The 20,022-nt window shown below is 59.1% G+C and carries 20 protein-coding genes; 9 read left to right on the top strand and 11 right to left on the bottom strand.

What is annotated here, in order from left to right:
* Positions 1–373: 373 nt before the first annotated feature.
* The 6 genes from mltG to EOI86_RS04070 form a co-directional block, all read right to left on the bottom strand.
* Positions 374–1,357 (bottom strand): endolytic transglycosylase MltG, encoded by a 984-nt coding sequence (gene mltG / locus EOI86_RS04095; protein ID WP_127763845.1) that lies wholly within the window; start codon positions 1,355–1,357, stop codon positions 374–376.
* Between the two features lie 33 nt (positions 1,358–1,390).
* Entirely contained in the window at positions 1,391–2,653 is a 1,263-nt protein-coding gene (fabF, locus tag EOI86_RS04090) for a beta-ketoacyl-ACP synthase II (protein ID WP_127763844.1), read from the bottom strand.
* Between the two features lie 61 nt (positions 2,654–2,714).
* Complete coding sequence (locus EOI86_RS04085; RefSeq protein ID WP_127763843.1) at positions 2,715–2,951, bottom strand: acyl carrier protein; 237 nt, start codon at positions 2,949–2,951, stop codon at positions 2,715–2,717.
* A 350-nt stretch (positions 2,952–3,301) separates the two neighbouring features.
* The gene (gene fabG, locus EOI86_RS04080; RefSeq protein WP_127763842.1) at positions 3,302–4,039 is read right to left on the bottom strand and encodes a 3-oxoacyl-[acyl-carrier-protein] reductase; all 738 of its coding nucleotides are present in this window, start codon (positions 4,037–4,039) and stop codon (positions 3,302–3,304) included.
* Positions 4,040–4,162: 123 nt separating this feature from the next.
* Positions 4,163–5,104 (bottom strand): ACP S-malonyltransferase, encoded by a 942-nt coding sequence (gene fabD, locus EOI86_RS04075; RefSeq protein ID WP_127763841.1) that lies wholly within the window; start codon positions 5,102–5,104, stop codon positions 4,163–4,165.
* A gap of 146 nt (positions 5,105–5,250) precedes the next feature.
* The gene (locus EOI86_RS04070; RefSeq protein ID WP_127763840.1) at positions 5,251–7,653 is read right to left on the bottom strand and encodes a methyl-accepting chemotaxis protein; all 2,403 of its coding nucleotides are present in this window, start codon (positions 7,651–7,653) and stop codon (positions 5,251–5,253) included.
* Positions 7,654–7,798: 145 nt separating this feature from the next.
* On the opposite strand from EOI86_RS04070, the gene EOI86_RS04065 reads away from it, so the two are divergent.
* From EOI86_RS04065 to EOI86_RS04030, 8 genes are all read left to right on the top strand, one after another.
* Complete coding sequence (locus tag EOI86_RS04065; RefSeq protein ID WP_205032053.1) at positions 7,799–8,380, top strand: hypothetical protein; 582 nt, start codon at positions 7,799–7,801, stop codon at positions 8,378–8,380.
* A gap of 368 nt (positions 8,381–8,748) precedes the next feature.
* A complete protein-coding gene (gene rpsF, locus EOI86_RS04060) occupies positions 8,749–9,207 on the top strand; it encodes a 30S ribosomal protein S6 (protein WP_127763839.1) in 459 nt (152 codons plus the stop codon).
* A complete protein-coding gene (gene rpsR / locus EOI86_RS04055) occupies positions 9,204–9,449 on the top strand; it encodes a 30S ribosomal protein S18 (RefSeq protein ID WP_127763838.1) in 246 nt (81 codons plus the stop codon). Before rpsF ends, rpsR begins: the two co-directional genes overlap by 4 nt.
* A 13-nt stretch (positions 9,450–9,462) precedes the next feature.
* A complete protein-coding gene (gene rplI / locus EOI86_RS04050; protein WP_127763837.1) occupies positions 9,463–10,113 on the top strand; it encodes a 50S ribosomal protein L9 in 651 nt (216 codons plus the stop codon).
* Positions 10,114–10,287: 174 nt separating this feature from the next.
* Entirely contained in the window at positions 10,288–11,814 is a 1,527-nt protein-coding gene (locus EOI86_RS04045; protein WP_127763836.1) for a replicative DNA helicase, read from the top strand.
* Between the two features lie 5 nt (positions 11,815–11,819).
* Positions 11,820–12,935, top strand: a complete 1,116-nt coding sequence (gene alr / locus EOI86_RS04040; RefSeq protein ID WP_127763835.1) for an alanine racemase — start codon at positions 11,820–11,822, stop codon at positions 12,933–12,935.
* Positions 12,932–13,744 carry an MlaE family ABC transporter permease gene (locus tag EOI86_RS04035; protein ID WP_127763834.1) on the top strand — a complete coding sequence of 271 codons (813 nt, stop codon included), beginning with the start codon at positions 12,932–12,934 and terminating at the stop codon, positions 13,742–13,744. Before alr ends, EOI86_RS04035 begins: the two co-directional genes overlap by 4 nt.
* Positions 13,741–14,523, top strand: a complete 783-nt coding sequence (locus EOI86_RS04030; protein ID WP_127763833.1) for an ABC transporter ATP-binding protein — start codon at positions 13,741–13,743, stop codon at positions 14,521–14,523. Before EOI86_RS04035 ends, EOI86_RS04030 begins: the two co-directional genes overlap by 4 nt.
* A 152-nt stretch (positions 14,524–14,675) precedes the next feature.
* Here EOI86_RS04030 and ykgO read toward each other — a convergent pair whose 3' ends face one another.
* Positions 14,676–14,801 carry a type B 50S ribosomal protein L36 gene (gene ykgO, locus EOI86_RS04025; protein ID WP_127763832.1) on the bottom strand — a complete coding sequence of 42 codons (126 nt, stop codon included), beginning with the start codon at positions 14,799–14,801 and terminating at the stop codon, positions 14,676–14,678.
* A gap of 161 nt (positions 14,802–14,962) precedes the next feature.
* Positions 14,963–15,937, bottom strand: a complete 975-nt coding sequence (locus EOI86_RS04020) for a class I SAM-dependent methyltransferase (protein WP_161973683.1) — start codon at positions 15,935–15,937, stop codon at positions 14,963–14,965.
* A 256-nt stretch (positions 15,938–16,193) separates the two neighbouring features.
* Here EOI86_RS04020 and EOI86_RS04015 point away from each other — a divergent pair, with 256 nt between their 5' ends.
* Positions 16,194–16,385 (top strand): hypothetical protein, encoded by a 192-nt coding sequence (locus EOI86_RS04015; protein WP_127763830.1) that lies wholly within the window; start codon positions 16,194–16,196, stop codon positions 16,383–16,385.
* A 43-nt stretch (positions 16,386–16,428) separates the two neighbouring features.
* Here EOI86_RS04015 and dtd read toward each other — a convergent pair whose 3' ends face one another.
* The 3 genes from dtd to clpS all read right to left on the bottom strand — a co-directional run bounded on the left by dtd (position 16,429) and on the right by clpS (position 19,950).
* Positions 16,429–16,878 carry a D-aminoacyl-tRNA deacylase gene (gene dtd, locus EOI86_RS04010; protein ID WP_127763829.1) on the bottom strand — a complete coding sequence of 150 codons (450 nt, stop codon included), beginning with the start codon at positions 16,876–16,878 and terminating at the stop codon, positions 16,429–16,431.
* Positions 16,879–16,892: 14 nt separating this feature from the next.
* The gene (clpA, locus tag EOI86_RS04005; RefSeq protein WP_127763828.1) at positions 16,893–19,247 is read right to left on the bottom strand and encodes an ATP-dependent Clp protease ATP-binding subunit ClpA; all 2,355 of its coding nucleotides are present in this window, start codon (positions 19,245–19,247) and stop codon (positions 16,893–16,895) included.
* 307 nt (positions 19,248–19,554) lie between these two features.
* Positions 19,555–19,950 carry an ATP-dependent Clp protease adapter ClpS gene (gene clpS, locus EOI86_RS04000; protein WP_127763827.1) on the bottom strand — a complete coding sequence of 132 codons (396 nt, stop codon included), beginning with the start codon at positions 19,948–19,950 and terminating at the stop codon, positions 19,555–19,557.
* Positions 19,951–20,022 lie beyond the last annotated feature (72 nt).

Below are 20,022 nucleotides of genomic sequence, written 5' to 3'. Positions count from 1 at the left end.
CACTTCATGAAAAATATTTGAACTATCGCACCGCGGACGATAGACGCCTTGCGCCCACCGACGACACGACGGTTCGCGGCGTTGGATTGCATCGGTATTAGGCCAACCGGACTCGGGTTTCACACTGATTGGTCCCTGGCGGGATCGCGTGCTTATTGTCGGAACCTGACCCGCCCCTTCGACATGCAGTCGTCCCCAAGTCAGGAGCATCATTAACCCCCAAACACTACCCTCGTACTTTCGTATATATTTGGATTAGCTCTGAAAATCCATACTTCGTTCGCAACGATTAGTCATTCTAATCCAATCGCAGCAGCGAATTCGCCCCCGACGCGTCTTGCCGAACGCTCAAGGAAATTTTGGGTTTTGGGGCTTACGGTTTGTTTTGACGCTCAATTCGGCGCCATTTCGCGACGTTGCGGTTATGCTCCGCCAAAGTGTTCGCGAAAGCATGTCCGCCTGTACCGTCGGCGACAAAGTACAGCGCTTTGGTCGCGGTCGGGTTCAGCACAGCGGCGATGGCTTCCTTGCCCGGGTTGCAGATCGGTCCCGGCGGCAGGCCATCGATAACATAGGTGTTGTAGGGTGTGGATTGACGCAAATCCGCCTTGCTCAGCGGGCGTCCCAGCGGCGCTTTTCCGAGGGTCAGGCCATAGGAAACTGTCGGGTCCGATTGCAAGCGCATGCCGCGCCGCAAGCGATTGACGAACACACCGGCAACCTTGCCCCGCTCCGACGCAACACCTGTTTCCTTTTCCACGATCGACGCCAGGATCAATGCGTCTTCCCAGGTAGCGACAGGCAGGTCCGGGTCCCGGTTCGGCCACAGAGTAGACCGCAACGCGTCCAAGCCGGAGGCCATCCGATCCAAAATCATCGCGCGGGTAGCACCGTGGATATATTGATAGGTTTCCGGCAGCAGCGTCCCTTCACCGGGGACATCCGGCATGGGCCCTTCCAATCCGTCATCCGCAGCCAACAGATCGACGATCTCTTTGCTCGTCAGACCTTCAGGAACCGTGACGGTGTGCTGAACCACATCGTGCCGTTCAAGTTTGTCGATGATCTCCCAAGCGGAGACCTGGGCCGGGAAAGTATATTCGCCTGCTGTAAGCCGTTTATGGCGGGGGTCCAACCGCGCACCGATTGCAAAAACCTGTGCGTCCCTGACTAGCCCCTGGTCAGCCAATTGGCGCGCAATGGTCCTGAGGCTGCTGCCAGGCTCGATGACCATCGTCACCGGTTCCAGGTTTTCTGAAGGTGCATGGAATGTCCTGTATCCCCAGGCGAAAACGCCGCCGGCTGTCAGCACGGCGGCGATCGTCAGAATGAAGAGGACTTTCAGGAGGTTCCGCATCGCTCCCTCGCGGTCCTGGTCGCCGCAACCCAGCTACGGCGCCGGCCCGAAGATCAGAGACGCATTGGTTCCACCAAACCCAAAGGAATTCGACAGGGCGTAATTGACCTTCCGTTCCTGAGAAACTTTGGGAACAAGGTTCATGTCGCACCCGTCCGACGGATTTTCTAGGTTCAAGGTCGGCGGTATCACACCGGTCTCAATTGCTTTGACCGAGAAAATAGCTTCGACCGCACCGGCGGCCCCCAGAAGATGCCCGATCGCCGATTTGGTGGAGGACATGGCCACATTCTTGGCGTGATCGCCCATCAGTCGTTTGACTGCACCGTGTTCGATCTCATCCCCCAGCGGCGTCGAGGTACCGTGTGCATTGACGTAATCGATCTTGTCCGGATCGACCTTCGCGGTCCGGAAGGCGCCCTTCATGGCACGGAAACCCCCGTTCCCGTCAGGAGCCGGCGCAGTCAGATGATAGGCGTCGCCGCTGAGTCCGTAGCCCAGAACTTCGGCATAGATCTTTGCGCCGCGCTTCTTGGCATGTTCCAGTTCTTCGAGAACAACGATCCCGGCGCCTTCGCCCATGACGAAACCGTCCCTATCCTTGTCCCACGGCCGCGAAGCCGTGGTCGGTTCGTCATTGAATCCTGTCGACAATGCCCGTGCCGCCGCAAACCCGGCAACACCCATGCGACAAACCGCGGCTTCGGTACCACCCGCGACCATGACGTCGGCATCGCCCCACATGATCAGCCGAGCGGCATCGCCGACGGCGTGCGACCCCGTCGCGCAAGCCGTAACCACAGAGTGATTCGGCCCACGGAAGCCATGAATGATGGAGACGAAACCCGATGCCAGATTGATCAGGTTTGCCGGGATGAAAAACGGCGACAACCGCCGCGGTCCCCGATCCTTTTCAATCAGCGTGCCTTCGGAAATTCCCTGCAAGCCGCCGATACCCGAACCGATGATCACACCGGTCGCGTCGAGGTCTTCTTCCTCTGTCGGCTCCCAGCCGGAATCTTTGACAGCCTGGGCCGTCGCAGCGATGGCGTAGGTGATGAAGGTATCCATCTTCTTCTGTTCTTTACGTTCGACATAGTCGTCGACGTTGAACTTCCCCTCGGAGGTCTCTCCAACAGGGATCACCCCGGCGATTTTTGCCGGAAGATCGGATACATCAAAAGATTGGATCGCCTGAATTCCGGACTCGCCGGCTGTCAGCTTGTTCCAAACATGATCGACACCGCAACCCAGCGGGGTCACAGCACCAAGGCCGGTAACGACTACTCGTCTCATACTCAACCGCTCCGCCTGCGCAGCGACAACGGGCGCGGCAAGCACGCCCGTGTCCGCGACTTTAGCTGGCGTTTTCGTCGATGAAGTTGATCGCGTCCTTCACGGTCAGGATCTTTTCCGCCGCATCGTCCGGGATTTCCACGCCGAACTCTTCCTCGAACGCCATGACCAATTCCACGGTGTCCAAGCTATCGGCACCAAGATCGTCGATGAAGCTCGCATTGTCTTCGACTTTGGACTCGTCGACGCCAAGATGTTCGACGACAATTTTCTTCACGCGCTCAGCAACGTCGCTCATTTCGTATTATCCTTCGTGCTGCGCCCCAATTGCTGGGGCGATCTTAATAATTCATCCCTTGAGGCAACCCGCCGACGTCTGCCGCCTAAGCGAAACCCCATTCCAACGCCCTCTCGAGCCACTTGCGAACAGCGAGCCAACCGACCCGGAAACGCAATATATGGGGACCCTGCCCCGAAACGGCGCGTTAGGTAACACAGTTGTCAGGGCCGCGCCAGCCCCGCCTACCAGACCTTCCTACACCACGATTCGCAAGGTATTCCCATTGAATGTGACGCCGTCTGCGGCCCCATTTAGGGTGCGTCGCGGACAGGTGCAATGTCTAGATCGCAGCAATCGGGTCAAAGTGATCAGATCATCGCCATCCCACCGTTGACGTGCAGCGTCTGCCCGGTGACGTAGGATGCCTCCTCGGAAGCAAGGTAAACGACACCCGACGCGATATCCGCCGGCGTCCCCATGCGTCCCGCCGGAATGGCGCCGAGCAATTTTTCTTGCTGCTGGTCGCCCAGGGCGTCGGTCATCGCCGTTTCGATGAAGCCCGGGGCCAAACAATTCACCGTGATTCCCCGGCTCGCCACTTCCTGGGCGAGTGATTTCGCCATGCCGATCATACCTGCTTTGGACGCTGCGTAATTCGCCTGCCCCGGATTGCCGGTAACACCGACAATCGACGTGATGCCGATGATGCGGCCCCAACGGCGCTTCATCATGCCCCGCAAAACAGCGCGAGACAGCCGGAAGGCCGCGGTCAGGTTAACATTCAGCACGGTTTCCCAATCGTCATCCTTCAACCGCATGGCAAGGTTGTCACGGGTGAGACCTGCATTATTCACCAGGATGTCCAACTGCCCGGTGGCCGCTTCCGCCTGCTTCGCCAAGGCGTCCAAGCTATCCGCGTCACCGAGATTCGCCGGCACGACGAAAGTCCGCTCACCCAGCCCGGCGGCGACCGCCTCCAAGGCTTCGACGCGCGTCCCGCTGAGGACGACCGACGCGCCCTGCCCGTGCAAGGCAGCCGCGATCGCGCTTCCCAATCCGCCCGAGGCTCCGGTTACAAGCGCCGTCTTGCCGCTGAGATCGAACATACTCACCTTCCCGCTGTCTTTGTTTCCAATGCGTTTTTCCAAGCTGCCTGAACGGCGCCTAGCTTAAAACCGACGATTTTCGTAACGCGATTCTGCCGGATATCCGATGAAATGCCGTTCCGACTACAGGGACGACAGGAACGCCTCGATATCCGCCGGCGTGTTGACCGCGGTCCCCGTCATTTCCTTGTCGATGCGCCGGACAAGCCCGGTCAGAACCTTGCCGGAACCAACCTCGACCAATGCATCGACACCTTGTTCCTTCATGAACAGGACGCTTTCGCGCCACCGCACCCGGCCGCAGACCTGCTGGACCAACAGTTCCCTTATCCGATCGGGCGATGTCACGAATTCCGCCGTCACATTTGCGACCAGCGGCAGGGACGGCGCCTGGATATCGACATTGCCAAGCGCCTCGGCCATGGCTTCGGCGGCCGGCTGCATCATATCGCAATGGAAGGGGGCGGAGACAGGCAAGGGCATGGCGCGCTTGGCGCCTTTCGCTTTGGCGATATCGACCGCACGGGCAATGGCGGCCGTCGCGCCGCTCAGCACGATCTGACCCGGCGCATTGTCGTTCGCCGCATTGCAGACCTCACCTTGGGCGGCTTCTTCCGCGACCGCGACGGCGTCGTCCAATTCCAGTCCGAGGATTGCCGCCATTGCGCCTTCCCCCACCGGAACCGCCGCCTGCATCGACTGCCCACGCAATTTCAGCAGGCGCGCCGCGTCGCCCAAACTGAACGACCGCGCCGCCGCCAGGGCCGAGTATTCGCCAAGGCTGTGTCCGGCAACAAGATCGCCCATGTCAGCCAGCGCTTTTCCGCTTTCGCTTTCCAGCACGCGAACCGCCGCAAGACTGACCGCCATCAGGGCCGGCTGTGCATTCTCGGTCAGGGTCAGGTCCGATTCCGGGCCCTCTTTCATCAGCTTGAACAGATGCTGCTGCAGCGCTTCGTCCACTTCCTCGAAGGTTTCGCGCGCGACCGGAAAGGCTTCCGCCAATTCGATCCCCATGCCGATTGCCTGCGATCCCTGTCCGGGAAATACGAATGCCCGCGCCATCTGAGCGCTCCCCGCTTTGTCTTTGAATGAATTGGGCCCCTATCCCATGTGTCAGGGCCTGCCTTGCGCTCTTTTTACCGGCTCAGTCCCGGTTGGCAAGGTGGCCGGGGCCGGGTTTCGGATCGGGCGGTCCGAATTCCACGCGGTCAGCTTGAGCGCACGCGGTTCAGGAAGCTCTCCAACTCTTTGGCCATATCGTCGGCTTTCTTGCCCAAATCGCCAATGGCACTGGTGATTTGCGAGGCCGCAGAGCCGGTATCGTTTGCCGCGCGCTGCACGACTTCCACGTTCTGACTGACACCGGCAGCGCTGCCGGAAGCCGCTTGTGCACTTCTGGCGATTTCACGCGTCGCATCGTCCTGCTGTTCCACTGCCGAGGCGATTTCATTCGCAATGGTGTGAACTTCGCGAATCGTCTCGCTGATCGAACGGATCGCGTCCACCGCACTTTGCGTCACGCGTTGCATCGCCTCCACATGGGTCGCGATCTCTTCGGTCGCCTTTCCGGTCTGGTTGGCCAGGTTCTTCACCTCACCGGCCACGACGGCGAAGCCTTTCCCGGCATCGCCCGCCCGGGCCGCTTCGATGGTTGCGTTCAGCGCCAGCAGATTGGTTTGTTCGGCAATATCGCTGATCACGTTCAGGACATCGCTGATCCGGTCGCTCGCATCGGCCAGTTCGCTGACGGTCGCCGAGGTGTTATCGGCAGCCTGAACTGCATTCGAGGCGATCTGCGCCGATTGGCCGACCCGGCGGTTCACGTCCGCGATCGATGCGGCAAGTTCCTCAGCCGCGGCGGCCATGGCCTGAACCGACCCGTTCGCCGCTTCCGTCGCGCTGGCAGCGGAGGTGCTTTGTGCCCTTGTATCGTCGGCAAGATTCGTCATTTGGTTTGCGGACTGGCCGATTTCTCGGGCGGAGTTGCGCACAGAATCCACGGCCGAGCCCAGCGCTTTTTGGAAATCGTCCGCCAAGCGCGCCATATTAGCCTTTTTCTCCCGCTCGGCCTCTTCTGCACGCGCTGCTTCTTGTTCGCGATGCTGCCGGACTTCGATGGCCTGTGCCTTGAAGACTTCGACCGCACCCGCCATTTCGCCAACTTCGTCGGCACGGCCGGCCCCGGGGATTTCGACCTCCAGATCGTCCTTGCTCAAACGCTCCATCGCCTCACTGATCTGATGCAACGGCTTGGAAATGCTCCGCCCCATAAACAGAGCGATCGCGACGCCAAGAACAATGGCCGCCAGGCAGGCCGCTATAATCAGGGTGCTGCTGTTGGATTTGGTGTCTTCCAGGTTGCGGGTCATATCACGATCCACCTCATCAAACGCGGAAAGCGCCTGATCGAGATGGGCCGCCATGGACGTTTCGGCCTGCTCGATCTTCTGCAGGACCTCTCCGGTCTGGGCGGCGAGTGTCCTGAAGGTGTTTATCGCCGTTGAAATGGCTGCCAATGCTTCTGTCGCGCCTGTTCCTTCCGCCGCCTGCAACCCGATCTCAGTCAGTTCCCCTGCCTGCGCAAGCGCGGCATTGATCCGCGCCGTAGCGGTTTCTTCGCCGGCCATCAGATCTCGTTGAGCCATACCGGCCAAACGAATCGCCGAAACCAATTGCGAGGCCGCAAGCCGCAATTCGGACATGCGTTGCATGGTTGCACGGCTATCGTCGGCCTGCGCAGCCGCCTCGGCGATTGCTTTTGCGTGCCGTTTGCTGAGCGCATCCGTGAAGGCGCTGATTTTCGCGCTCGACTTCGCCAGCGAGTCCTGCGCCTCAGTCGGATCGGAAGCGGAAGTAAAGGCCTCCACCAAGGTCTGGAAGGATTTTCGGTAAAGGTTGACCGCTTCGGCAATTTTGCCGGCAATGGCCTCTTCGTCCGACCCTGACAGCGCCTTTTTCATGCGCAGGGCCGTCAAGAACATGCCTTTCGTATGCTCGCTTGTTGCGTTCAGGTCTTCTTCCGACCAGGTAAGCCGATACGCGGTTTCGGCCTGCCTGGCCTTAAGGGAAAAATTAACCAGATCGCGCGCGTAAACATTAGCAGCGAGCCGCTCTTCGCTAAGCGCGTTGGATTTTTTCAATTCTTCGGCCGCGGCCTGGGCCAGCGCCGCCGCCTCGGAACTTATCTCCTCGGCCAGCACGCCCATTTCGCGCATTGCCTGGTCCGCTTCCGACGATAGCTGGTTCCCGGACGCAACCAAGTCCTTCATGGCAAGTACGGCGTTTTCGAAACCGGCGATAGCGTCAACCGCCCGCGCTGTGTCCTGTTTCAGGGCATCGTCGGACGTCGCTGATTGCAATTCCTTCGCTTCGCTCAAGGCTTCGAGAAGGATTTCATCGGCGCGCGCGCCGTCCTCCGGGGACCGCGAAAGCTGGAATTCAGCGACCGTTTGCGCGGCCTTGCCAAGATTTCCAGACAATTGGCTGACCTTGTCCAGCGCCGAAACACCGTCGGAATAGGTCCCGAGTGCCGTATATCCCACCGCACCGATGACCCCGGTCAGAACAAGTATGGCCGCAAATCCAAGTCCCAGTTTCGGACCGATGCGCATCGTGTTTCCTCCAAGCGACTTATCCACATTTTTGGATACTTTGCCCGATCAATCTTAATTAAGCGTTTACGAAAACATGCGTAAACAGTCATCAGAGAACACGAATGTTACAAATCCAATTCAAAGAGACACCGGAGGAAATATTATGAAAAACAAAGCACTCGCCTTCATTCTCACTGGAATGATGACCTGCGCCGCCACAACGAGCGCGTTGGCCAACGAATTTGAATCGCAAATATTGGATATTTTGAACAGCCAAGTAAAAGGTTGGCTCTCGGACCCTGCTATTGTGGATGCAATCAAGGCCCAGAACGCCGACCATGCCAGCCTCGGTGACGCGGATATCGACGCATTGGACCAGAAATGGCGGGCGGAAGCCAAAGCCGGCGGCGGTGAAATGATCAACGGTGTATTGGGCAAGGACATTTCCAAATTCCTGACCGGAAAGAAGGAAGGGTCCAATGGCGTCTTCAGCGAGATCTTCGTCATGGACAACAAGGGCATGAATGTCGGTCAAAGCGACGTGACCTCCGACTACATGCAGGGTGACGAAGGAAAGTGGCAGAAAACCTATCAGGCCGGCCCGGATGCGGTCTTCGTCGACGAGGTTGAGTTCGACGACAGTTCCCAAACCTTCCAATCCCAGGTCAGCACGACGATCGTCGATCCGGCGGACGGCAAGCCGATTGGCGCCATCACACTGGGCATCAACGTCGAAAACCTATAGTTCGACAAACCGAACCGGACCGGTTCGCAAATTGGATTTGGGGGGCGCCGGGTGCGCTCCCCTTTTTCTTGCCCGCCCCTTCTCTCATCCCGCCGGAAAACGGGGGTAAGATAAGGCCGAAAACGACGGAAACACGGCGCTTCGCGCTGCGTAAAAGGGGGTTTTAGGACTTGCGCGCCGGCATCACACCCCGTATAAGCCGCCGGTCGCGCCGAACAGCGTTCCGCGCCGACACACTCCTTGCCGGCGGATAGAGACCCGATAGGAAAATCCTGGGGTTCGACAAGCCGTCGGCTGGATCCAGGCGGCAGAGCCGGAATTGGCCGGAAACTGCGCTGGATCAAAACGAGCCAAAAGGAGACACACTCGTGGCTTTTTATGAAACCGTGTTTATCGCACGGCAGGACATTTCCGCCGCCCAGGTGGAAACCCTCGCCGATCAGTATGCGGAGCACATCACCTCGAATGAAGGCAAGATTTCCCGTCGGGAAAACTGGGGCCTGAAGAATCTGTCCTACCGGATCAAGAAGAACCGGAAGGGCCATTACGTCATGTTCAACTACGACGCGAAGCCGGACGTGGTCACGGAAATGGAACGCCTTATGCGCCTTTCCGAAGACGTGCTCCGTTACATGACGGTCCGCACCGAAGACCTGCCGGAAGAGCCCAGCGCCGTCCTGCAGCGCCGTGAAGAACGCGGCCGTGGTGATCGTGGCGACCGCGGTGACCGTGGTGATCGCGGTGATCGTGGTGACCGCGGCGGTGACCGTGGCTATCGCCCGCGTCGTGATGAACGTTCCAGCCAAACGGAAGGAGCAGAAGGATGAGTTCGCGCCCATTCGGTCGGCGGCCGTTTTTCCGTCGCAAGAAGTCTTGCCCGTTCTCCGGTCCGAACGCTCCGGCGATCGACTACAAGGATGTGAAGCTGCTTCAGCGCTTCATTTCCGAACGCGGCAAGATCGTGCCTTCCCGCATCACCGCGGTTAGCATCAAGAAGCAGCGCCAGCTCGCCAAGGCGATCAAACGCGCCCGCTATCTTGGTCTGCTGCCCTACGTCCTGAATAACTAGGAGGGACGACATCATGCAGATCATCCTTTTGGAACGGGTCGAAAAGCTTGGCCAGATGGGTGACCAGGTTAACGTCAAACCTGGTTTCGCCCGGAACTACTTGTTGCCGCACGGCAAGGCCCTTCGCGCCACGCCGGACAACATCAAGCGGTTCGAAACCGAGCGCGCCCAGCTGGAAGCCCAGAACCTGGAACGCCGCAAGGAAGCCGAAGCGGTTGGCAAAAAGATGGCCGACCTGTCGGTCATCATTGTCCGCGCCGCGTCGGAAGCCGGCCACCTCTATGGTTCGGTTAACGCCCGCGACATCGCCGATGCGGTGACCGCAGGCGGTTTCAGCGTAACGCGCGGCCAGATCATTCTGGACAAGCCGATCAAGACGCTTGGCATCTTCGACCTGCGTATTCGCCTGCACCCGGAAGTCACCGAGGTTGTGAAGGTGAACGTCGCGCAGTCCGAAGAAGAAGCGCAGGCCCAGGCCGATCGTGTCGCACGCGGTGAACCCGCGGTTCTGACGGCAGCCCTGCAGGATCAGCAGGAAGCCGCCCAGATCGCTGCGGAACATGCCGAAGCCATGGCCGAAGCCGCTGCCGCAAACGAAGCGGCGGAAGAAGGCGAAGCTTTGGAAGAAGACGCGCCGGAAGGGAACGAAGACGAAACCGTCTAATCCCGAATCGGACTACCGTTCAAAGGGCGTTCCGGGAGAGATCCTGGAGCGCCCTTTCGGTTTTTGAAAGCGGAATTCGGGAATCGTGTTTCACCCGTGTTCCCCGTTATCCACAGGTACGTTTCGCTTTTCGTTCTCCCTGACGAAGGGCCTGCATGGGCATAGTGTGACAGCATGACGACACCAGCGATACAGAACGTCCACAGCTTGGTAGAAGGTGAAGGGGATGAGCGCACGCTGCGCGAGGCCCCGCACAACCTGGAAGTGGAAGCGGCCCTTTTGGGCGCGATCCTGCGGAACAACCGAACCTTCGAGCATGTCGGCGACCTGCTCTCCTCGGAACAGTTCTACGCACCCGAACATCAGCGCATCTTCAAGGCGATCAAGCAGGTCACGGAAAAGGGACAGATCGCCAATGCGACGACCCTTGCCCATATCCTGGACTCCGATCCCCTGGTGAAGGAAGTCGGCGGTTCGACCTATCTCTATGAACTGGTCGCCAACGTCATCTCGGTGATCAACGCGAAGGACTACGCGGAGACGATCCGCGACCTCTACCTGAAGCGGGAATTGATCGGCCTGGGTGAGATGGTCGTGAACGAGGCGTATGACCTTGAGGATATCGACGACAGCGCCGAGAAGCAGATCGAGCGTGCGGAACACCGACTTTATACCCTGGCAACCACGGGCGAAGTGGACCGTGGAGTCGCCACCCTGAAATCCGCGGTCGAGATCGCCTTGGAAGCGGCCGAACAGGCCTATCAGCGTGACAGTCATCTGGTCGGCGTGACCACTGGCTTTCGCGATGTCGACCAGATGCTGGGCGGACTCCACCGGTCGGATTTGCTGATCCTGGCCGGTCGCCCGTCGATGGGGAAAACCGCCCTGGCCACCAACATGGCCTTCAACGCCGCCAAGGCTTACAAACGCACGGAAGACGAAGCCGGCAACGTCCGCGAAGAAGGCGGCAAGGTGCTGTTCTTCTCACTGGAAATGTCCGCCGAACAGCTGGCCGGCCGTATTCTTTCCGAGCGGTCGGAAGTCTCGTCCGACAAAATCCGGCGCGGTGAGATCGAGAATGACGAGTTCGAGCGCCTGGCCCTGGCGGCACATGAAATGTCGCAGGTCCCCTTGTTCATCGACGACACCCCTGCCCTGACCATTACCGGCCTGCGGCAGCGCGCCCGTCGAGTGAAGCGGCAGCACGGCCTTCACTTCATCGTGGTCGACTATCTGCAGCTGCTTCAAGGACCGCCGGAGAAACGATCAGACAACCGCGTGCAGGAAGTCTCGGACATCACGCGTGGTCTCAAGACGCTGGCGAAGGAATTGGACGTGCCGGTTCTGGCGCTCAGTCAGTTGAGCCGTCAGGTCGAACAACGCGAAGACAAGCGTCCTCAGCTTTCCGATCTGCGTGAATCGGGCTCGATCGAACAGGATGCTGACGTTGTGACCTTCATTTACCGGCCGGAATACTACCTGCAGCGTGAACACCCGACAGAACGGCAGAACGAGGCACCGGACAAATTCCAGGAACGGGTGGAGCGTCACAATCAGCGTCTGGCCGAAAGCCGCAACATCGCGGAGGTGATCATCGCCAAGCAACGCCACGGCCCAATTGGGATTATCGAGCTATTCTTCGATGGCAATTATACGCGCTTCGGGGATCTGGACAGACACCACGATGATGGTGGATTTTAAGCCGCATGAAATCATTCCCTTCCGGCCCGGCTTATGCACCGGCCCTGTTGACCATTGATCTGAATGCCCTGGCCTGGAACTGGCGGTTCCTGTCGGATACTGCCGCGCCCGCCAAGGCGGCTGCGGTCGTTAAAGCCAATGGATATGGCCTGGGCACCGAACCCGTTGTCAGCACGCTCGCGTCTGCAGGCTGCCGTCTGTTCTTTGCCGCCCAACTCAGCGAAGCGATCGCGGTGCGCAACGCCCTGCCGAACCCGGAGATAGAGGTCGGTGTCCTCAACGGACTGATGGCGGGCGAAGAAGACGCCTATCCCGAATACAATCTTTTCCCGGTGCTGAACGACTTGTCCCAGGTCGACCGTTGGGCCGCCTATTGCGCATCGAATGGTGCACGCGCGGCGGCGGTACAGTTGGACAGCGGCATGACCCGTGTGGGCTTGCCGCATTACGAAGCAGAGGCCCTGGCGTCCGACCCCGACCGTCTTTCCGGTTTCGAATGCCGGTACCTGATGAGCCACATGGCCTGTGCCGACGACCCCGACCATCCCTTGAACGCCCAACAGCGTGACCGATTTGCGGCGATGGTGCCGCGCATCCCCCATAGCCATGCGATGTTGGCGGCCAGCAGCGCAACTTTCCTAGGCCCGGCCTGGCATTTCGACTATATTCGGCCAGGCGTCGCCCTATATGGGGGACGGCCTAATACGTTGAGCGCCAATCCCTTGCGGCAAGTGATCAAGCTTGAAGGAAAAATCCTGCAAATCCAGGACGTTGACGCCCCTCAGACCGTTGGATATGGTGCCGGCCACAAGGTTGAGAAGCCGGGCCGCATCGCCACGATAGGCGTGGGATATGCGGATGGTTATCTTCGATCGCTCAGCAACAAGGCCACAGCCGTCCTGCATGGCGTGACCGTTCCACTGGTTGGCCGCGTATCCATGGACCTTATTACCTTCGACATCACCGACGTTCCGGACGCCAAGGTCGGCGACAAAATGGAACTGATCGGACCGTCGCACACGATCGACGATTTGGCAGACCAGGCCGGGACGATCGGGTATGAAATTCTGACCAGCCTGGGCAATCGCTACGCCCGCCGGTATGTCGGGGCCTCTGAATGAGCGCCGACGGCGACACGGGCGGCCGTGCCGGCCCGCTTGAGCTGCTGCGTCGGGTCGGCGCCGCCATCCTCAGCTTTCTGGAGGCAACCGGCAAACTGACCGTCTTCGCCATGACAGGCATTTCGCATTGCGTCAGACCGCCGATCTATTTCCGCCTGATCGGGCAGCAAATGATCGATATCGGCTATTACTCCCTGCCGGTCGTCGGCCTGACCACGCTTTTCGCCGGTATGGTGCTGGCGCTGCAGAGCTATACGGGCTTCGCGCGTTTTTCAGCCGAAGGCGCAATCCCCAACGTGGTCGTGCTCTCCATGACCCGCGAGCTTGGCCCGGTGCTGGCGGGCCTGATGATCGCCGGCCGTATCGGGGCCGCCATGGCCGCAGAATTGGGCACGATGCGCGTCACCGAGCAAATCGACGCGTTGGAAACGCTCAGCACCAATCCGTTCAAATACTTGGTCGCCCCCCGCTTGATTGCAGGCGTCACCATGATGCCGCTGCTGGTCCTGGTCGGCGATATCATCGGGGTCTTCGGCGGCTATATCGTCTCTATTTACAAACTGGGTTTCAACGCCTCCGCCTATCTTCAGAACACATGGGAATTCCTGCAGGTTCAGGACGTGACATCAGGTTTGGTGAAAGCGGCCGTCTTCGGGTTCCTTGTTGCGCTGATGGGGTGCTACCACGGCTATAACAGCCGCGGCGGCGCGCAGGGCGTGGGCGCGGCAACGACCAATTCAGTGGTCAGCGCCTCAATCCTGATCCTGGTTTTCAACTACATCATCACCGAGCTGTTTTTCGCGCAATGACCGAAACCGTCACACCCAAGATCAAAATGACCGGCGTTCGCAAGGCGTTCGGGCAAAAGGTCGTTCTGGACAGTTTCGACCTGGAGGTCCTGCCCCGGGAATCCGTCGTGATCATCGGCGGGTCCGGTTCGGGCAAGTCTGTATCGCTGAAATGCGTTCTCGGTCTGCTCCAACCTGATGAAGGGGTGATCGAGATCGACGGCGTCGATGTCGGGAAACTCTCGCATTCGGACCGCGAAGAGGTGAATTCCCGCATCGGGATGCTGTTTCAGAACGCCGCGCTGTTCGATTCCCTTCCGGTTTGGGAAAACGTCGCCTTCGGCCTGATACAGGGCAAACAGATGGCGCGGAACACCGCCAAGGATATCGCGATCGACAAACTGGCACAGGTAGGTCTGGGCGCCGATGTCGCGGTTTTGAGCCCGGCGGAACTGTCCGGCGGCATGCGCAAACGTGTGGGCCTGGCGCGCGCCATCGCCGGCGACCCGGACATCATCTTCTTCGATGAACCCACCACCGGCCTGGACCCCATCATGGGCCATATGATCGACAACCTGATCGTCGAATGCGTCCGGAATGTCGGGGCGACCGCCTTGACGATCACCCACGACATGCCCAGCGCCCGGCGGATCTCCGACCGGATGGCGATGCTCTATAAGGGCAAGAATATCTGGCAGGGGCCGACCGCCAATATCGACAACAGCGGCAATGACTATGTCGATCAATTTATCACCGGCAGCGCCGAAGGCCCGATCACGATGGAAGTCTTCCGACCCTAACCCGCAGGCGAAGCATCTTCCGAACGTTCCGATCGGCCTGTATCGATCCGACATCCAGGCATACGAAAAGCCGCATCCAAAGATGCGGCTTCCCCACCGTTACGATCCATCCGCCGCAGCCCGCCTATGACAGGGCGCGGGCGGAGGATGCATTAGCCCTGGCGGGCTTTGAACCGCGGGTTCGTCTTGTTGATGACGTAAACACGCCCTTTGCGGCGGATAACGCGGCAATCTTTGTGGCGGTTCTTCAACGTCTTCAGCGAGCTAGCGACACGCATAACAAATCTCCGTCAGCGCCATGATTTCCACCGTGGTATTCGGCAGGCATTTGGGCGCAACATGTTCCCGAAAGAGCGCGGAACATAGGCAGGCTGGCTGGGGCTGTCAAGCCGTGGAACGGCAAGGTTTCAGCCTTTTCGGCGCTTGCCGGACCGGCAGATCATGCTGGCGCCTTCTTAATTCCATGGACCCGGCACAGACGGACTTTCCCTGCCTGAAGCGCACGCATCAAATTAACCCAGAAATCCGCTTCGATCATCATCAGACTGACCAGTTCCCGGTTTAGATCCTCCTTCGACAGGCCCTCGACGAAAGTCGCCCAACCTTGCAACACATAGGCATGATAGGCATCGGATTCGTCTTCTTCCACGCGGACATCGAAGCCCAGTTCTTCCAGAACCGGGGTATAGGCACCGACCAAATCCGGCGATGCATCCGCCACATCGCGTTTTAACCAAGCAGCCACCTTGCGGTCCTTCTTGGCTTCCTCGTTCACCAGCATCAGGTCGGTAAGTACCAAATGCCCAAACGGCCGGATCGAGGCGGCAACTTTTCGAAGGAACGCTTCCCGGTCGGGTATCGTATATAAGGTTTCGCGGATCAGGACGCCGTCGAACGACGTCGGCTTCAGGCTGATCTTGTCCGGCTCGTAAGCCGTGATCGGCACCTTGCGGTCCAGCCCCTTCATTTTGCTTAGTGCGGCTGCTTCCCGGGCCAGTTCCGGGTTCCGCTCCATCCCCGTGACCCAGACACCCAATTCCTTGTGAATTTGGCGGGTTCCACCGCTGAGCCCGGCACTAAGGTCCAGAAGTGAGTTTTCACTGGTCAGCGCCATCGGCCGCACCAAGCGTACCGAAAACTCCGTGCCGCCGGGGCTGACGACTTCGAATTCCTCCCCCCAAAGACGGCGGCAGAAATTCAGGCGCGACCCCGACCAACTTTTCAGCGGCCCGTCTTCTTCCTCAATATCGACTTCGATTGCGGCGGCGCCGGCAGAGGGTGCCTGCGCCGTATCGGCCTGATCGTTCCCCCTTGCCTGCATTATGGCTTCCGGTTCGATGCCTTCCCACCAGGCCTTGAACCGGACAATGAACGGAATATAGCCGTCATCCGTGCCGCTCGCGTTATTTTCCACCCGACCAACCTTTGTATCTGCGGCCGCCGATATCGGCACCGCATAGGGCCCCCACCACCCTGCATTCATTCATTAGTAGACAGGGCAAATAGTACCCGCTGCACAAGATAGATAAAATGCCACTCGATTTTTAAATACTTCCGAATCACTTCGCCTTGAAAGTGAACGTATCTTGCCGCATTTCGGCCGTATTGGATCGTTAGAAATCCACATTACAGCGTTGAGCACAGTTTTCGGCATGTGTGAGTGAAAAAAAATGAGCGAATACGAACGGCAGCAGGCAGTGTACAGGGAACTGCGCGACGGGAATTTCGGAAGGCAGAAATCACTCTTCCGTATGAACGATGATCAGATCACGCGTTTCATGCGGGTTTACGGGATCGCGGCCATCGCCGTTTTCGGTGCCTTGGGCGGATTGGCGGTCTTGAGCATCACCAGCATGGCCTGATCGCCATAAGCGAACTGAGCCAGCCGCTGGTCGGGCACAGAGCCTAACGCGGATCTCGGCTATCCATCCAAATCGTGATCGGACCGTCATTCACGAGCGAGACTTTCATCACAGCCGCGAAACGCCCTGTTTCAACCGGCAAACCCTCGGCACGAACGGCATCGCAAAACGCGTCGTATAGGCGTTCGCCCAAATCGGGCTCCGCGGCATCTGAAAAGCCCGGGCGGTTACCTTTTTTCCAACGGGCCACCAGGGTGAACTGACTGACGGCCAAGACGGCGCCGCCGACATCCAAGACCGACCGGTTCATTTTCCCGTCTTCGTCACTGAAAATCCGCATCAGGGCGACCTTGCGGGCAAGGTAGGCGGCATCATCAACCGTATCGCCCGGTTCGGCACAGACCAGGACAAGCAAACCCTGCCCGATACGCCCCACGCAGGCGCCGTCGACTTCGACGGCCGCCTCCGCAGCGCGCTGCAACAGCAGTTTCAATCCTGGATATCCGCTTACTTAACGTATTCAGGCTCTTTCGAAGCAGCCCCGCCGCCGCGCTTCCGCGGCTTCGCTGACTTCTTCGGCGCTCGCTTCGACTTCTCGTCTTCATACCGGAAGAAGAGTTTGTCCTGCTTCGGATCCTTGTCGACGATGACAAGTCCGCCATTCACCAAGTCGCCGAACAACAATTCCTCAGCCAGCGGCTGTTTTATGTGGTCCTGAATGACCCGGGCCAGCGGACGGGCGCCATATAGGCGGTCATAGCCCTTCCGGCCCAACCAGGACCGCGCGGCATCGGTCAGTTCGATGGCGACGTCCCGATCGTCCAACTGGGCTTCCAGTTCGATGACGAACTTGTCGACCACACGGTCGATGACGTCTTCCGACAGATAGTCGAAGGGGATGATGGCATCCAAGCGGTTCCGGAATTCCGGTGTGAACATACGCTCGACCGCTTCCTTGTCCGCCCCGGCCCGATCTTCCCGGCCGAACCCGATGGCGGGTTTCGCCATTTCGGACGCCCCGGCATTCGTCGTCATGATCAGAACCACGTTGCGGAAATCGACGGTCTTGCCGTTGTTATCGGTCAGCTTCCCATAGTCCATCACCTGCAACAGGATGTTGAACAGGTCCGGATGGGCCTTTTCGATTTCATCCAGCAGCAACACGCAATGCGGGGTCTGATCGATGGCGTCGGTCAACAGACCGCCCTGGTCGAACCCGACATAGCCGGGAGGCGCGCCGATCAGTCGGGAAACGGTATGCCGTTCCATATATTCCGACATGTCGAAGCGCTTCAATTCGACGCCCAGAGTCTTCGCCAACTGGCGCGCGACTTCGGTCTTACCAACGCCCGTCGGGCCTGAGAACAGATAGCTGCCGATCGGCTTTTCGCCATCGCGCAGCCCTGCACGGCTGAGCTTGATGGCCGATGAGAGGGCGGTAATCGCCTGATCCTGGCCGTAAACGACCATTTTCAGGTCCGATTCCAGGGTCTTCAGTGTTTCGCGATCGTCGCGGGTCACCTGTTTCGGGGGAATCCGAGCGATTTTCGCGACCACGGATTCCACATCCTTTACGCCGATCGTTTTCTTCCGGCGGGACTCCGGCACCAACATCTGGGCCGCGCCGACTTCGTCGATCACGTCGATTGCTTTGTCCGGCAGCTTACGGTCATTGATATAGCGCGCCGAAAGATCGACCGCCGTCTTGATGGCGTCGTTCGTGTAGCGGACTTTGTGGTGTTCTTCGTAATAGGGTTTCAGGCCCTTCAGGATCTTGATCGTATCCTGGATCGACGGTTCCGTGACGTCGATCTTCTGGAACCGGCGAGCAAGCGCACGGTCCTTTTCGAAATAGCCGCGGAATTCCTTATAGGTCGTCGAACCGATGCACCGCAACGCACCGCTGGCCAAGGCCGGCTTCAGCAGGTTGGACGCATCCATTGCGCCGCCCGTCGTCGCCCCCGCACCGATCACCGTGTGGATTTCGTCGATGAACAGGATGGCGCCTTCGGTCTCTTCCATTTCCTTCATCACGGCTTTCAAGCGTTCCTCGAAATCACCGCGATACCGGGTACCGGCCAGCAACGTCCCCATGTCGAGCTGGAAGATCGTGCAATCCTTCAGAACCTCGGGCACGTCGCCTTCCAGAATCCGCTTGGCCAAGCCTTCCGCAATGGCGGTTTTGCCCACACCGGGATCGCCGACCAGCAGCGGGTTGTTCTTGGTGCGGCGGCACAGGATCTGGATGGTCCGTTCAACTTCCGAAGCGCGGCCGATCAGGGGATCGATCTTGCCTTCCTGCGCCTTCTTGTTCAGGTCGACGCAATAGGCGTCCAGGGCCTCGGACCCTTCCTTGTTCACTTCTTCCGTCTTGGCGTCTTCATCCGCGCCACTTACCGGGCGGGCCGTTGCGCCGCCGGGCTGGCCGGGCACCTTGGCGATGCCGTGGCTGATATAGTTGACCGCATCGAAACGGGTCATGTCCTGCAACTGCAGGAAGTAGACGGCATGGCTCTCCCGTTCCGAGAAAATGGCGACAAGAACATTGGCCCCCGTCACTTCCTCACGGCCCGAAGATTGGACATGGATCGCGGCGCGTTGCAGCACGCGCTGGAACCCGGCCGTCGGCTTCGGATCGTCTTCGGACGCAGCGATCAGGGAGGAGAGATCGTTGTCCAGATAATCCACGACATCGCCGCGCAGCTTCTCAAGTTCGACACCGCAGGCCCGCAGAACCGCAACCGCATCCTGATCCTCGGCCAAGGCCAGAAGCAGATGCTCCAGGGTCGCATATTCGTGGCGACGCGTCCGCGCATGCGCCAAGGCCCTATGCAATGTCTCCTCAAGGTTCTTCGACAGCATTTCTGATCAAATCCTTTCTTGCCGCAGGCATTTGGCAGCTTTCGCCGCGACAACCGTATTCACGAAGACCGGGGGGAAGGGCATCGACACCACCCTCCTCCGGGACCCTCTATAATGATTGTGGGGTGAGGCACGCCGGTTTGCCAGCCCCGATTTTGCGACAAATGTGTGACCCGGGTTTTTCTGCGCGGAAATGCCGCGATCCGTTGCAGCGGGATCACCCTTTCTTTCCAGGACGATATCGTGAAAAGGACCCGCAAAATCCGTTCCAGTCATGCTTCTGTCCCAGTCATGGCGGTGTTTAGGGTCACTCTTTCTCCAGCGTGCATTGCAGGGGATGCTGTTCCTTTCGGGCCAGTTCCATCACCTGGTTCACCTTTGTTTCGGCAATATCGTAGGTATAGACGCCGCAAATACCGACACCGCGTCGGTGCACATGCAGCATAATCTGTGTCGCTTCTTCCCGGCTTTTGCTGAAATACTGTTCAAGCACAAACACGACGAATTCCATCGGCGTGTAGTCGTCGTTCAGCATCAAGACCTTATACATGGCCGGTTTTTTTGTTTTCGGCTTGGTACGGGTCAGCAGCCCGGCACCGGATTTTCCGTCGGAATCGTCGCCGTCACCATCTTCATCGCTGGCGCGCGGCGGCGCGAAAGAACCGCCACTTCCCGAAAACACGCCGATCGTCACGTCCGTCATCGCAATCCTTGATCCATACCCATCCGTTCGCGTCGTACCGCGTTCGAACACCCACCGGTTAATAATATTGGA

The organism is Hwanghaeella grinnelliae, from assembly GCF_004005845.1.
GTDB classification, from domain to species: domain Bacteria; phylum Pseudomonadota; class Alphaproteobacteria; order UBA8366; family Aestuariispiraceae; genus Hwanghaeella; species Hwanghaeella grinnelliae.
Note: the sequence above shows the minus strand (reverse complement) of the source record. Positions and strands in the feature narration are given on the sequence as shown.